The organism is Shimia sp., assembly GCF_965227725.1.
Lineage (GTDB): Bacteria > Pseudomonadota > Alphaproteobacteria > Rhodobacterales > Rhodobacteraceae > Shimia.
Genome location: NZ_CBDDGH010000003.1, coordinates 54,087 through 69,419, shown reverse-complemented (window position 1 = coordinate 69,419; position 15,333 = coordinate 54,087). Strand labels below are relative to the sequence as shown.

8 protein-coding genes are annotated in these 15,333 nt (G+C 57.7%); 7 read left to right on the top strand and 1 reads right to left on the bottom strand.

What is annotated here, in order from left to right; translation table 11 throughout:
* Positions 1-389: 389 nt before the first annotated feature.
* The 3 genes from rpoB to ACO07T_RS05970 all read left to right on the top strand — a co-directional run bounded on the left by rpoB (position 390) and on the right by ACO07T_RS05970 (position 9,909).
* The gene (rpoB, locus tag ACO07T_RS05980) at positions 390-4,526 is read left to right on the top strand and encodes a DNA-directed RNA polymerase subunit beta (RefSeq protein WP_422048663.1); all 4,137 of its coding nucleotides are present in this window, start codon (positions 390-392) and stop codon (positions 4,524-4,526) included.
* An 87-nt stretch (positions 4,527-4,613) separates the two neighbouring features.
* Entirely contained in the window at positions 4,614-8,861 is a 4,248-nt protein-coding gene (gene rpoC, locus ACO07T_RS05975; RefSeq protein ID WP_422048662.1) for a DNA-directed RNA polymerase subunit beta', read from the top strand.
* Between the two features lie 166 nt (positions 8,862-9,027).
* Complete coding sequence (locus tag ACO07T_RS05970) at positions 9,028-9,909, top strand: DMT family transporter (protein ID WP_422048940.1); 882 nt, start codon at positions 9,028-9,030, stop codon at positions 9,907-9,909.
* Here the strand turns inward: ACO07T_RS05970 and ACO07T_RS05965 are convergent.
* Complete coding sequence (locus ACO07T_RS05965; protein WP_422048939.1) at positions 9,885-10,685, bottom strand: putative rhamnosyl transferase; 801 nt, start codon at positions 10,683-10,685, stop codon at positions 9,885-9,887. The two genes, ACO07T_RS05970 and ACO07T_RS05965, sit on opposite strands and share 25 nt — an antisense overlap.
* Before the next feature lie 341 nt (positions 10,686-11,026).
* Here ACO07T_RS05965 and rpsL point away from each other — a divergent pair, with 341 nt between their 5' ends.
* The 4 genes from rpsL to tuf are packed head-to-tail and all read left to right on the top strand — an operon-like array spanning position 11,027 to position 15,253.
* Positions 11,027-11,398, top strand: a complete 372-nt coding sequence (gene rpsL / locus ACO07T_RS05960) for a 30S ribosomal protein S12 (RefSeq protein WP_054000841.1) — start codon at positions 11,027-11,029, stop codon at positions 11,396-11,398.
* Between the two features lie 15 nt (positions 11,399-11,413).
* Positions 11,414-11,884: a 30S ribosomal protein S7 gene (gene rpsG, locus ACO07T_RS05955; protein ID WP_132861092.1), complete on the top strand. Its 471-nt coding sequence runs from the start codon at positions 11,414-11,416 to the stop codon at positions 11,882-11,884.
* A gap of 21 nt (positions 11,885-11,905) precedes the next feature.
* Entirely contained in the window at positions 11,906-14,023 is a 2,118-nt protein-coding gene (gene fusA, locus ACO07T_RS05950; protein WP_422048661.1) for an elongation factor G, read from the top strand.
* Positions 14,024-14,077: 54 nt separating this feature from the next.
* Complete coding sequence (tuf, locus tag ACO07T_RS05945; protein WP_271310292.1) at positions 14,078-15,253, top strand: elongation factor Tu; 1,176 nt, start codon at positions 14,078-14,080, stop codon at positions 15,251-15,253.
* Positions 15,254-15,333: the final 80 nt, after the last annotated feature.

Below are 15,333 nucleotides of genomic sequence, written 5' to 3'. Positions count from 1 at the left end.
GGCGATTCACTATTCGGTAGTCTCTTGCGGTTTCGAGCGATTCGGGGCCGCTTTTGCCCTATGCGGACACGTTGTGGCCGGAGTGGCGCGGACAGAATGGCGAATAAACAGCTAGGGCAGGGCATAGGGGCGGCAAACCCCGCGATCAGATCAGACTGACGGAAGTTACTACACGGACCTTAAAAATCGACGAATAGCCCCGGCTTGGTAAGCCTCTCGGGGTGCGATCTAGGCGCACATGAGAGGTTTTCCAAGGCAGGGTTTGGAACGGGAGGCTCCCTTTGGGACGGGGGCCGGGAATTGTCCAGATCTTGACCGTCTCGTATGGGCGTGGTGCCGGGGACCCGACGGCACTTGCGTTCGGTGAGAAATGAAAGGTGACGATAGTCATGGCTCAAAGCTTTCTTGGCCAGAAACGTTTGCGCAAATATTACGGCAAGATCCGCGAAGTGCTGGAGATGCCGAACCTGATCGAGGTTCAGAAATCCTCATATGATCTTTTCCTGAAATCCGGTGATGCACCGCAGCCAACCGCTGGCGAAGGCATCATGGGCGTGTTTCAGTCGGTATTCCCGATCAAAGATTTCAACGAAACCAGCATTCTGGAATTCGTGAACTACGAGCTGGAAAAGCCGAAGTACGATGTTGAGGAATGTCAGCAGCGTGACATGACCTACAGCGCGCCGCTGAAGGTCACTCTGCGTCTGATCGTGTTTGATATCGACGAAGATACCGGCGCGAAATCCGTCAAAGACATCAAAGAACAAGACGTCTTCATGGGCGACATGCCTCTGATGACCCAGAACGGCACCTTTGTGGTGAACGGCACCGAGCGCGTGATCGTGTCTCAGATGCACCGCTCCCCTGGTGTGTTCTTTGACCACGACAAAGGCAAAACCCACTCCTCGGGCAAACTGCTGTTTGCCTGCCGCATCATTCCCTACCGCGGCAGCTGGCTGGACTTTGAGTTTGACGCCAAAGACATCGTCTACGCCCGTATCGACCGCCGCCGTAAGCTGCCTGTGACCACCCTGCTGTATGCGCTGGGTCTGGACCAGGAAGGCATCATGGATGCCTATTTTGACACGGTGAACTTCAAGCTGGAGAAGAACAAAGGTTGGGTCACCAAGTTCTTCCCTGAGCGTGTGCGTGGCACCCGCCCTGCGATGGATCTGATCGACGCCGCAACCGGCGAAGTGATCTGTGAAGCAGGCAAGAAAGTCACCCCGCGCGCGGTCAAGAAGATCATCGACGAAGGCACCATCACCGAGCTGCTCGTGCCGTTTGACCACATCGTGGGCAAATTTGTTGCTGAGGACATCATCAACGAAGAAACCGGTGCGATCTATGTTGAAGCCGGTGATGAGCTGACGCTGGAATATGACAAAGACGGCGATCTGATCGGCGGGTCTCTGAAAGACCTGATCGACGCGGGCTTCACCGACATTCCGGTGCTCGACATCGACAACGTGAATGTTGGCCCATACATGCGCAACACCATGGCGGCAGACAAGAACATGAGCCGCGACACCGCGCTTATGGACATCTACCGCGTGATGCGCCCGGGTGAGCCACCCACCGTTGAAGCGGCAAGCGCGCTGTTTGACACCCTGTTCTTTGATTCAGAGCGTTATGACCTCTCCGCGGTTGGCCGTGTGAAGATGAACATGCGTCTGGCTCTGGATGCAGAAGACACCCAGCGCACCCTGCGCAAGCAAGACATCATCTCCTGCATCAAGGCGCTGGTTGAGCTGCGTGACGGCAAAGGCGACGTGGACGACATCGACCACCTCGGCAACCGTCGTGTGCGTTCCGTTGGCGAGCTGATGGAAAACCAGTACCGCGTTGGCCTGCTGCGCATGGAACGTGCGATCAAAGAGCGTATGAGCTCTGTTGAGATCGACACTGTGATGCCGCAAGACCTGATCAACGCCAAACCGGCCGCAGCGGCTGTGCGTGAATTCTTCGGCTCCTCGCAGCTGTCGCAGTTCATGGACCAAACCAACCCGCTGTCCGAGGTGACCCACAAGCGTCGTCTCTCCGCGTTGGGCCCAGGCGGTCTGACCCGTGAGCGTGCTGGCTTTGAGGTGCGCGACGTGCACGCGACCCACTACGGTCGTATGTGCCCGATTGAAACGCCGGAAGGTCCAAACATTGGTCTGATCAACTCGCTGGCAACCTTTGCCCGCGTGAACAAATACGGTTTCATCGAAACGCCTTACCGCAAGGTTGAGAACGGTGTGGTCTCCGACGATGTGAGCTACATGTCCGCAACCGAAGAGCAGCGTCACACCGTTGCTCAGGCAAACGCGGCGCTGGATGAGAACGGCAAATTCGTGAACGAATTCGTCAACACCCGTCAGGCCGGCGAATACACGCTGGCAGCTTCGGAAAACGTCGACCTGATCGACGTGAGCCCGAAACAGCTGGTGTCTGTGGCGGCCTCGCTCATTCCGTTCCTTGAAAACGACGACGCCAACCGCGCTCTGATGGGCTCGAACATGCAACGTCAGGCGGTTCCGCTGCTGCGTGCTGAGGCACCGCTGGTGGGTACCGGTATCGAGGAAAAAGTGGCGATCGACTCCGGCGCGGCCATTCAGGCCAAGCGTGCGGGTATCATCGACCAAGTGGATGCACAGCGTATCGTGATCCGTGCCACCTCCGATCTGGAGCTGGGCGACGCGGGCGTGGACATCTACCGTCTGCGCAAGTTCCAGCGCTCCAACCAGAACACCTGCATCAACCAGCGTCCGCTGGTGAAAGTGGGCGACACGGTTGCGAAGGGCGAGGTGATTGCTGACGGTCCGTCCACCGATATCGGTGAACTGGCGCTTGGTAAAAACGTGGTCGTCGCGTTTATGCCTTGGAACGGCTACAACTACGAAGACTCCATCCTGATCTCCGAGCGCATCGCGCGTGACGACGTGTTTACTTCGGTTCACATCGAAGAATTCGAAGTCGCCGCACGTGACACCAAGCTTGGTCCAGAAGAGATCACCCGCGACATTCCAAACGTCGGTGAAGAAGCGCTGCGCAACCTCGATGAGGCCGGCATCGTTTACATCGGTGCGGACGTTGAGCCGGGCGACATTCTCGTTGGTAAGATCACACCTAAGGGCGAAAGCCCGATGACTCCGGAAGAAAAGCTTCTGCGTGCCATCTTCGGTGAGAAAGCTTCCGACGTGCGTGACACCTCGCTGCGCGTGAAGCCGGGTGACTTCGGTACTGTTGTGGAAGTGCGCGTCTTCAACCGCCACGGTGTGGAAAAAGACGAGCGTGCACTGCAGATCGAGCGTGAAGAGATCGAACGTCTGGCGCGTGACCGTGACGACGAACTCGCGATCCTGGATCGTAACATCTATGCCCGTCTGAAAGACATGATCCTCGGCAAAGTGGCTGTGAAAGGCCCACGTGGTGTGAAAGCAAACTCGGAAATCACCGAGGAACTGCTGGCAAGCCTGAGCCGTGGTCAGTGGTGGCAGCTGGCGCTTGAAGATGAGGCCGACGCACAGATCGTTGAGGCTCTGAACGAGCAGTACGAGATCCAGAAGCGTGCGCTTGAGCACCGCTTTGAGGACAAGGTCGAGAAAGTCCGTCGTGGCGACGATCTGCCACCGGGTGTGATGAAGATGGTCAAAGTCTTCATCGCTGTGAAGCGTAAGCTTCAGCCGGGCGATAAGATGGCCGGTCGTCACGGGAACAAAGGTGTTATTTCCAAGGTTGTGCCTATGGAAGACATGCCGTTCCTCGCAGACGGTACGCCGGTTGACTTCTGTCTGAACCCACTGGGTGTGCCTTCGCGTATGAACGTTGGTCAGATCCTTGAAACCCACATGGGTTGGGCCGCACGTGGCCTTGGTCTGAAGATCGACGACGCGGTTCAGGAATACCGCCGCTCCGGCGACCTGACACCGGTTCGCGAAATGATGCGTCTGGCTTATGGCGAAGATGTCTATGAAGAAGGCATCGCTGGCATGGACGAAGGTCAGCTTCTGGAAGCGGCGGGCAATGTGACCCGTGGTGTTCCAATCGCGACCCCGGTCTTTGACGGCGCCAAAGAAGGTGACGTGAATGACGCTCTGGTGCGTGCTGGCTTCTCTGAAAGCGGTCAGTCCATCCTGTTTGACGGCCGTACCGGTGAACAGTTTGCGCGTCCGGTGACCGTAGGCATCAAGTACCTGCTGAAACTGCACCACCTGGTGGACGACAAAATCCACGCGCGTTCCACTGGCCCATACTCCCTCGTCACACAGCAGCCGCTGGGTGGTAAGGCACAGTTTGGTGGTCAGCGCTTCGGGGAAATGGAGGTCTGGGCTCTGGAAGCTTACGGCGCCGCCTACACCCTGCAGGAAATGCTCACCGTTAAGTCGGATGACGTGGCAGGCCGGACCAAGGTCTACGAAAGCATCGTCAAGGGCGAGGACAACTTTGAAGCGGGCGTCCCAGAATCGTTCAACGTTCTGGTCAAGGAAGTCCGTGGCCTCGGCCTGAATATGGAACTCTTGGATACGGAGGTGGATGAGTAACGGTGCGCCCTCAGGGCACACCCTACGTAGGGTGCGCAGTTTCTGCGCACCGTCCCCTCTGCACCCTCTAACCTTTGAGGTACCAAAATGAACCAAGAATTGACGAACAATCCGTTCAACCCGCTGACACCGCAAAAGGCGTTTGACGAGATCAAAGTGTCTCTCGCGTCTCCAGAGCGGATCCTGTCGTGGTCCTACGGTGAGATCAAAAAGCCGGAAACCATCAACTACCGTACGTTCAAGCCAGAGCGTGACGGCCTGTTCTGTGCGCGTATCTTTGGCCCGATCAAAGACTACGAATGTCTTTGCGGCAAATATAAGCGCATGAAGTATCGCGGCGTTGTCTGCGAGAAATGTGGTGTCGAAGTTACCCTTCAGAAAGTGCGCCGTGAGCGTATGGGCCACATCGAGCTGGCCGCGCCAGTGGCACACATCTGGTTCCTGAAATCGCTGCCATCCCGCATCGGCCTGATGCTGGACATGACCCTGCGTGATCTGGAACGTGTGCTGTACTTTGAAAACTACGTTGTCATCGAGCCGGGTCTGACCGATCTGCAATACGGCCAGATGCTGACCGAAGAAGAGTACATGGATGCGCAGGACGCATACGGCATGGACGCTTTCACCGCCAACATCGGTGCTGAAGCGATCCGTGAGATGCTGGCGCAGATCGATCTGGAAGCCGAAGCCGACCAGCTGCGCGCTGATCTGGCCGAAGCCACCGGTGAGCTGAAGCCCAAGAAGATCATCAAGCGTCTGAAAGTGGTTGAGAGCTTCATCGAGTCCGGCAACCGTCCGGAATGGATGATCCTGACCGTGATCCCTGTGATCCCGCCAGAGCTGCGCCCGCTGGTGCCGCTGGACGGTGGCCGCTTTGCGACCTCTGACCTCAACGACCTCTACCGTCGTGTGATCAACCGGAACAACCGTCTGAAGCGTCTGATCGAACTGCGTGCGCCTGACATCATCGTACGTAACGAAAAGCGTATGCTGCAGGAATCCGTGGATGCGCTGTTTGACAACGGCCGCCGTGGCCGCGTGATCACCGGCGCCAACAAGCGTCCGCTGAAATCGCTCTCTGACATGCTGAAAGGTAAGCAGGGTCGTTTCCGTCAGAACCTTTTGGGTAAGCGCGTCGACTTCTCTGGCCGTTCGGTGATTGTGACCGGTCCGGAACTCAAGCTGCATCAGTGTGGTCTTCCCAAGAAGATGGCGCTCGAGCTGTTCAAGCCGTTCATCTACTCCCGTCTGGAAGCCAAAGGTCTGTCCTCCACTGTGAAGCAGGCCAAGAAACTGGTGGAAAAAGAGCGTCCCGAAGTTTGGGATATTCTGGATGAGGTGATCCGCGAACACCCTGTCATGCTGAACCGTGCGCCAACGCTGCACCGTCTTGGCATCCAGGCGTTTGAGCCGGTTCTGATCGAAGGTAAGGCCATCCAGCTGCACCCGCTTGTATGTTCTGCGTTTAACGCGGACTTTGACGGGGACCAGATGGCTGTTCACGTGCCGCTGAGCCTTGAGGCACAGCTGGAAGCGCGTGTTCTGATGATGTCCACGAACAACGTTCTGTCGCCGGCCAACGGTGCACCGATCATCGTGCCTTCTCAGGATATGATCTTGGGCCTCTACTACACCACCATCATGCGTGAAGGCATGAAGGGTGAAGGCATGGTCTTCTCCTCCATCGAGGAAGTGCAATACGCGCTGGATTCCGGTGCGGTTCACCTGCACGCCAAGATCCACGCCCGTATCCCGCAGATCGACGAGAACGGTCTGGAAGTTGTTCAGCGATTTGAAACCACCCCGGGCCGTGTGCGTCTGGGTGCGCTTCTGCCGCAGAACAACAAGGCGCCGTTTGAGCTGGTGAACAAGCTTCTGCGTAAGAAAGACGTGCAGAACGTGATTGACACCGTCTACCGCTACTGCGGTCAGAAAGAGTCCGTCATCTTCTGTGACCAGATCATGACCATGGGCTTCCGTGAAGCGTTCAAGGCGGGCATCTCGTTTGGTAAAGACGACATGGTGATCCCCGACAACAAGTGGACCATCGTGGACGACACCCGTGATCAGGTGAAAGACTTCGAACAGCAGTACATGGACGGCCTGATCACTCAGGGCGAAAAGTACAACAAAGTTGTCGATGCGTGGTCAAAGTGTAACGACAAAGTCACCGACGCGATGATGAACACCATCTCCGCGGCGAAGACCGAAGAGGGCGGTGCCGAAGCGGAACCAAACTCCGTTTACATGATGGCGCACTCCGGTGCGCGTGGCTCGGTCACGCAGATGAAGCAGCTGGGCGGGATGCGCGGCCTGATGGCGAAGCCGAACGGGGACATCATCGAGACCCCGATTATCTCGAACTTTAAAGAAGGCCTGACCGTTCTGGAGTACTTCAACTCCACCCACGGTGCCCGTAAGGGTCTGTCTGATACGGCGCTTAAGACGGCGAACTCGGGTTACCTGACCCGTCGTCTGGTGGACGTTGCGCAGGACTGCATCGTGCGTATGCACGACTGTGGCACTGACACAGCGATCAACGCCGAAGCGGCTGTGAACGACGGTGAGGTTGTGTCTTCGCTGGCAGAGCGTGTTCTGGGCCGTGTTGCGGCAGAGGACATCATGAAGCCGGGCACCGATGAGGTGCTGGTGGCCCATGGTCAGCTGATCGACGAACGCATGGCGGACTCCATCGACGAAGCCGGTGTTCAGAACGCCCGCATCCGTAGCCCGCTGACCTGTGAGGCCGAAGAGGGCGTCTGTGCCATGTGCTATGGCCGTGACCTCGCACGCGGTACCATGGTCAACACCGGTGAGGCCGTCGGCATCATCGCGGCGCAGTCGATTGGTGAACCTGGTACACAGCTGACGATGCGGACCTTCCACATCGGCGGTGTTGCGCAGGGTGGTCAGCAGTCCTTCCTCGAAGCCAGCCAGGAAGGCACGATCGTCTTTGAAAACGCCAACATCCTTGAGAACGCCAAAGGCGAAGCTCTGGTGATGGGCCGCAACATGAAGCTGATCATTCAGGGCGAAGACGGCGACGAGCGCGCAAACCACAAAGTGGGTTACGGCTCCAAGCTGTTCGTCAAGGACGGTCAGGTCATCGCCCGCGGCGAGAAGCTGTTTGAATGGGATCCATACACCCTCCCGATCCTCGCGGAGAAAGATGGTAAGGCGAAGTTCGTTGACCTCATCACCGGCCTGTCGGTGCGTGACGAAACCGATGACGCAACCGGTATGACCCAGAAGATCGTGTCTGACTGGCGCGCCGCACCGAAGGGCAACGAGCTCAAGCCGGAAGTGATCCTTGTGGACGCGGATGGTGAGCCTGTGCGCAACGATGCTGGCAACCCGGTACACTACCCGATGTCCGTGGACGCCATCCTGTCTGTCGAAGACGGTCAGGACGTTCAGGCCGGTGACGTTGTCGCGCGTATCCCGCGTGAAGGCGCCAAGACCAAGGACATCACCGGTGGTCTGCCTCGTGTGGCCGAACTCTTTGAAGCGCGTCGTCCGAAAGACCACGCAATCATCGCGGAAATCGATGGTTACGTGCGCTTTGGCCGCGACTACAAGAACAAGCGCCGCATCGCGATCGAGCCCTCTGATGAAGGCCAGGAAACCGTGGAATACATGGTGCCCAAGGGCAAACACATCCCGGTGCAGGAAGGCGACTTCGTGCAGAAGGGTGACTACATCATGGACGGTAACCCGGCACCGCACGACATCCTCTCCATCATGGGTGTTGAAGCGCTGGCGGACTACATGATCGACGAAGTGCAGGACGTGTATCGACTGCAGGGTGTGAAGATCAACGACAAGCACATCGAGGTGATTGTGCGCCAGATGCTGCAGAAGTGGGAGATCCAGGACTCTGGTGAAACCACGCTGCTCAAAGGCGAGCACGTTGAGAAGGCCGAGTTTGACGCCGCCAACGAGAAGGCACTGGCCGAAGGCCGTCGTCCTGCTCAGGGTGAGCCGATCCTGCTGGGTATCACCAAAGCGTCGCTGCAGACCCGTTCCTTCATCTCCGCGGCATCGTTCCAGGAGACCACCCGTGTTCTCACCGAGGCCTCTGTCCAAGGTAAGAAAGACAAGCTGGTCGGCCTGAAAGAGAACGTCATCGTTGGTCGTCTGATCCCGGCCGGTACCGGTGGGGCCACTCAGAAGGTGCGCCGCATCGCGTCTGAGCGCGACAATGTGGTGATCGAAGCCCGCCGTGAGGAGGCAGAAGCCGCCGCACGTCTGGCCGCGCCAACCGATGATGTGACCGCCGAGGACGTGTTTGACAGCGGTCTGGTGGAAACACCGGAAAGCCGCGACTTCGACTGAGACCTCTCAGACTGAATGACAATTTAAAAAGGGCCCCCGGCATGAAGCCGGGGGCCCTTTTGCCTTCGGCGAGGATATTTGCGGCAAAAGGAAACCCGGGGTTGGCAAATCCCGCGCTCGGCCCTAACGTCGCGCGGTTGCTAAACGGGGAGGGCGGTCCATGGCAATGTCAGACAACACCAAGGGCGCGCTTCTGATGATGTGCTCCATGGCGGCCTTTACGTTCAACGACACCATGGTGAAGTCGCTGGGGCCGGATGTGCCGCTGTTTCAGATGTTGTTTCTGCGCGGTGTGGTTGCCAGTGCGCTGATCTATCTGCTGGCCAAATCGCTTGGCAAACTGCGCTGGCAGCTGTCGCGCCATGACTGGGGGCTGGTGGCGCTGCGCACGGTCTCTGAAATCGGGGCGGCCTATTTCTTTATCACCGCGCTTTATCACATGCCGATTGCCAATGTGACGGCGGTTCTGCAGATCCTGCCGCTGACCGTGACCCTAGGCGGGGCGCTGTTTTTTGGCGAAGCGGTCGGCTGGCGACGGGCCTCGGCCATCGTGGCTGGCTTTTGCGGGATGCTGCTGATTGTGCGCCCCGGGCCGGATGGGTTTGACCAATACGCACTGTATGCGCTGGTGGCGGTGGGGTTTGTCACGCTGCGCGATCTGGCGACACGCAAGATGTCCTCTGATGTGCCCTCATTGACCGTGACCCTTGTGGCCTCCCTTGGGGTGATGCTCTTTGCCGGGGTGGCGAGCCTTGGCTCTGACTGGGTGGCGATGGATCTGCGCCAGTGGATACTGCTCACCGGGGCGGCGGTATTCATTCTCGGCGGTTATCTGTTCTCGGTGCTGGTGATGCGCGTGGGCGAGATCAGCTTCATTGCGCCTTTCCGATACAGCAGCCTGCTGTGGGCGCTGATGCTCGGCTATGTGGTCTTTGGCGACTGGCCTGATCCGATCACCCTGACCGGGGCCGCGATTGTGGTGGCCGCCGGGGTCTTCACCTTGATCCGCGGGCGGCGTCTGTCTCAGGCAAAAAGCGCGCGCACCTGATCCGCATCCACCGCAAAGCGCAGGCGGTACTCTTCTTCCTGCGCGGCGCTGAGCGGTTCCACCGGCACCGGTTTCACCTTCTTCTGGCGGCTGTCGTTATAACCGTTGTGGGTGCGCAGCCACATAGGCGCGTCGGTGAAAGAGACCGTCGGCATATGCTGGTTCATGATGCCGTGGCGAAAGTTCATGATGGTGTGGGAGACACCGCCGCGCACATACATGCCAAGCGCGGCCACATAGAGGTTGCGCACCGTGTCGGTGGCGGCAATGCCAGCCGCACTCATCTCTGCGATGTAGCCCCGGTTCCAATCAAAGGCCACGGTGGCATTGTCGCGCAACAGCCCCGGCACATCGTCCACCGCCGCGCGCAGCCGTTCAAAGAAATCCACCGAGATGGCGTCATCATCGTCATGGCGGAACTGCAGGCAGGGCGCTTTCATGTCCTTGCGCGCGCGGTTGATGATTTCTTTCATCAGCGGGCGGTGCGGTTTGGGCGGATGGGCCTCAATGCGGACCTGCGGCAGGTCGGCGGTGATGTCATGCAGCCGTTCTTTGTGGTGCTTGGGCAGGCTGTCACCGATCACCACGATCAGCTCAAAATTCTGATCGGTCTGTTCCCGGAGACAGGGCAGGGCGATGGCCTCAAACAGCTTGAAGCGCTCCTCCAGCCGGTGCTCCTGATAGAGAAAGGCAATGCGGTCCTCGATGCTCTCATGTTCCACTTGAAACCCGCCCAAAGCCGGGTATGAAAACCGGCACAGGCCAATCACCTGCATGTCTTTGCTGTGCATCTTACGCGCCTTATTTCCTGCTGGCCGCACCTTGGCAGCAGCGGCGGGCCAGCGCAACAGGGGGCAGCTGTTGACAAGTGCTCCGACTCCCAATATACGCGCGCTCATCCGGCAATGGGAGCAGTGTGCCCAAAGCCGTTTCATACCTGTAGTGGTCAAGTTCCGGTCTACTTTGAAGGCCGCAACCTCTGAGACTCCACCGCGTCGTTCGCCTCGGAATGGGAACGAATGCGGTTTTTGCGCATGTGGCAACATCATGTGCAGAAAAAACGAAAACCGTGTGGGGCTCGCCCCGCGCATAATGGAAGCAATAGGAAAGAGACCCTATGCCAACGATTCAGCAGCTGATCCGCAAACCGCGTCAGCCTAAAATCAAGCGCTCCAAGTCACAGCACCTGGAGCAGTGCCCTCAGAAGCGCGGCGTATGTACACGTGTGTACACCACCACGCCTAAGAAACCGAACTCCGCTATGCGTAAAGTTGCGAAGGTGCGCCTGACCAACGGTTACGAAGTGATCTCTTACATCCCAGGTGAAAGCCACAACCTTCAGGAACACTCCGTGGTTCTGATCCGTGGCGGCCGTGTAAAAGACCTTCCGGGTGTCCGCTATCACATCCTGCGTGGTGTTCTGGATACCCAAGGCGTCAAAGACCGTAAGCAACGTCGTTCGAAGTACGGCGCGAAGCGTCCTAAGTAAGAAGGAGAGGCTGATATGTCACGTCGTCACGCCGCCGAAAAACGCGAGATTCTGCCTGACGCCAAATTTGGCGACAAGGTCCTGAGCAAATTCATGAACAACCTGATGATCGACGGCAAGAAATCTGTTGCCGAAAAGATCGTTTACAACGCGCTGGACCGCGTTGAAAACAAGGTGAAGCGCGCCCCTGTTGAAGTGTTCCACGAAGCACTCGACAACATCAAACCATCGGTTGAGGTTCGCTCCCGCCGTGTGGGTGGTGCCACCTATCAGGTTCCGGTCGAAGTGCGCCCTGAGCGCCGCGAAGCCCTGGCCATCCGTTGGCTGATTGGTGCTGCGCGTGGCCGCAACGAAAACACCATGGAAGAACGCCTGGCCGGTGAACTTCTGGATGCCGTGAACTCCCGCGGTACCGCCGTTAAGAAGCGCGAAGACACTCACAAGATGGCAGAAGCTAACAAAGCCTTCAGCCATTATCGTTGGTAAAGCCCAGAGGACATTAGACCAATGGCACGCGAATATACGCTCGAACATTACCGTAACTTCGGTATCATGGCGCACATCGACGCAGGTAAAACCACCTGTTCCGAGCGCATCCTGTATTACACCGGCAAATCCCACAACATCGGTGAGGTGCACGACGGTGCAGCCACCATGGACTGGATGGAGCAGGAGCAGGAACGTGGTATCACCATCACCTCCGCTGCGACGACCACTTTCTGGGAGCGCACCGAAGATGGCCAAACCGCGGATACTCCAAAGCACCGTCTGAACATCATCGACACCCCAGGCCACGTTGACTTCACCATCGAAGTTGAACGTTCTCTGGCGGTTCTCGACGGTGCTGTCTGTGTTCTGGACGCCAACGCCGGCGTTGAACCCCAGACCGAAACCGTGTGGCGTCAGGCTGACCGCTACAAGGTTCCGCGTATGGTGTTCGTCAACAAGATGGACAAAATCGGCGCTGACTTCTTCAACTGTGTGAACATGATTGAAGACCGCACCGGTGCAACCGCTGTTCCAATCGCTTTCCCAATCGGTGCAGAAACCGAGCTGGAAGGCCTGGTTGACCTGGTCACCATGGAAGAGTGGCTGTGGCAGGGTGAAGATCTGGGCGCGTCCTGGATCAAGGCACCTATTCGCGACGAACTCAAAGATCTGGCCGACGAATGGCGCGGCAAGATGATCGAGAACGCCGTCGAGCAAGACGACGATGCCATGGAAGCCTATCTGGAAGGCGAAGAGCCTGACGTGCCAACCCTGCGCAAACTGCTGCGCAAAGGCACTCTGTCTCTGTCTTTCGTTCCGGTTCTGGGCGGTTCTGCGTTCAAGAACAAAGGTGTTCAGCCTCTGCTTAACGCTGTGATCGACTACCTGCCGTCCCCACTGGACGTTGTGGATTACATGGGCTTTGCACCGGGTGACGAAACCGAAGAGCGTAACATCGCGCGTCGTGCAGACGACGACATGGCGTTCTCCGGCCTGGCGTTCAAAATCATGAACGACCCGTTTGTTGGCTCCCTGACCTTTACCCGGATCTACTCCGGTCAGTTGAACAAGGGCGACACGCTCCTCAACTCCACCAAAGGTAAGAAAGAGCGCATCGGTCGTATGATGATGATGCACTCCAACAACCGCGAAGAAATCACCGAAGCATTCGCAGGTGACATCATCGCTCTGGCGGGTCTGAAAGACACCACAACCGGTGACACGCTCTGCGCGACCAACGATCCGGTGGTTCTGGAAACCATGACCTTCCCGGATCCGGTGATCGAAATCGCTGTTGAGCCAAAGACCAAAGCTGACCAAGAGAAAATGTCTCAGGGTCTGCAGCGTCTGGCAGCCGAAGACCCATCCTTCCGCGTTGAGACCGACATCGAGTCCGGTCAGACCATCATGAAGGGCATGGGCGAACTTCACCTGGACATCCTCGTGGATCGTCTGAAGCGTGAGTTCAAGGTTGAGGCCAACATCGGTGCGCCGCAGGTGGCATACCGTGAAACGATCTCCAAGGCGATCGAGCACACCTACACCCACAAGAAACAGTCCGGTGGTTCCGGTCAGTACGCTGAAGTCAAAATGGAAATCATGCCGACTGAAGCGGGTGAGGGCTACTCTTTCGAAAGCCGCATCGTTGGTGGTGCTGTTCCGAAGGAATACATCCCGGGTGTTGAAAAGGGCATTCAGTCCGTCATGGACTCCGGTCCTCTGGCTGGCTTCCCTGTGATCGACTTCAAGGTTGCTCTGATCGACGGTAAGTTCCACGACGTGGACTCCAGCGTTCTGGCCTTTGAAATCGCAGCTCGTATGGCAATGCGCGAAGGCATGAAACTGGCCGGCGCGAAACTGCTTGAGCCGATCATGAAAGTGGAAGTGATCACACCGGAAGAATACACCGGTGGCATCATTGGTGACCTCACCTCCCGTCGTGGTCAGGTGTCCGGTCAGGAGCCTCGCGGCAACGCCGTGGCGATCGACGCATTTGTGCCTCTGGCCAACATGTTCGGTTACATCAACAACCTGCGTTCGATGTCTTCCGGCCGTGCCCAGTTCACCATGCAGTTCGACCACTACGATCCGGTTCCGCAGAACATCTCCGACGAGATCCAAGCGAAATACGCATAACGAAATTTGGGAAGCGGGCTGCCCGCTTCCCTTCTCAACATCAAGGAGGCCATCATGGCTAAGGAAAAGTTTGAGCGCAGTAAACCGCACTGCAACATCGGCACCATTGGTCACGTTGACCACGGCAAAACCACGCTGACCGCCGCGATCACCAAACAGTTTGGTGACTTCAAAGCGTACGACGAAATCGACGGCGCGCCAGAAGAAAAAGCACGTGGCATCACCATCTCCACCGCGCACGTGGAATATGAAACCGAAGCACGTCACTACGCACACGTTGACTGCCCAGGCCACGCTGACTACGTGAAAAACATGATCACCGGTGCGGCGCAGATGGACGGCGCGATCCTGGTTGTGAACGCAGCAGACGGCCCAATGCCACAGACCCGTGAGCACATCCTGCTGGGCCGCCAGGTTGGCATCCCTGCCATGGTTGTTTTCATGAACAAAGTGGACCAGGTTGACGACGAAGAACTGCTCGAGCTGGTGGAAATGGAAATCCGCGAGCTGCTGTCTGAGTACGAATTCCCAGGCGACGACATCCCTGTGATCGCAGGTTCCGCTCTGGCGGCTCTGGAAGACCGCGACGCCAACATCGGTTCCGAGAAAATCGCAGAGCTGATGGCGGCTGTTGACGAGTACATCCCACAGCCACCACGTGCGGTTGACGAGCCGTTCCTGATGCCAATCGAAGACGTGTTCTCGATCTCTGGCCGTGGTACTGTTGTGACCGGCCGTGTTGAGCGTGGCGTGATCAACGTTGGCGACGAAATCGAAATCGTTGGCATCAAAGACACTCAGAAAACCACCTGTACCGGTGTTGAAATGTTCCGCAAGCTGCTGGACTCCGGTGAAGCGGGCGACAACATCGGCGCGCTGCTGCGTGGTGTTGACCGTGAAGCGGTTGAGCGTGGCCAGGTTCTGTGTAAGCCAGGTTCCGTGAACCCACACACCAAGTTCGAAGCAGAAGCCTACATCCTGACCAAGGATGAAGGTGGCCGTCACACCCCGTTCTTCGCGAACTACCGTCCACAGTTCTACTTCCGTACAACTGACGTGACCGGCACTGTTGAACTGCCAGCGGGCACCGAGATGGTGATGCCTGGCGACAACCTGAAGTTCAACGTTGAGCTGATCGCACCGATCGCAATGGAAGCCGGCCTGCGCTTCGCGATCCGTGAAGGCGGCCGCACCGTTGGTTCCGGTGTTGTGTCCAAAATCGTCGAATAATCAGTCCTTCTGATTGTTGACACGGAAGGGGGTGCCATTTGGCGCCCCCTTTTGCTTTTGCGCGTGCATGACCGGCTCCA

Coding starts and splice junctions, on each gene's coding strand:
- rpoB (WP_422048663.1), top strand. CDS start 390: ATGGCTCAAAGCTTTCTTGGCCAGAAACGTTTGCGCAAATATTACGGC.
- rpoC (WP_422048662.1), top strand. CDS start 4,614: ATGAACCAAGAATTGACGAACAATCCGTTCAACCCGCTGACACCGCAA.
- ACO07T_RS05970 (WP_422048940.1), top strand. CDS start 9,028: ATGTCAGACAACACCAAGGGCGCGCTTCTGATGATGTGCTCCATGGCG.
- ACO07T_RS05965 (WP_422048939.1), bottom strand. CDS start 10,685: ATGCAGGTGATTGGCCTGTGCCGGTTTTCATACCCGGCTTTGGGCGGG.
- rpsL (WP_054000841.1), top strand. CDS start 11,027: ATGCCAACGATTCAGCAGCTGATCCGCAAACCGCGTCAGCCTAAAATC.
- rpsG (WP_132861092.1), top strand. CDS start 11,414: ATGTCACGTCGTCACGCCGCCGAAAAACGCGAGATTCTGCCTGACGCC.
- fusA (WP_422048661.1), top strand. CDS start 11,906: ATGGCACGCGAATATACGCTCGAACATTACCGTAACTTCGGTATCATG.
- tuf (WP_271310292.1), top strand. CDS start 14,078: ATGGCTAAGGAAAAGTTTGAGCGCAGTAAACCGCACTGCAACATCGGC.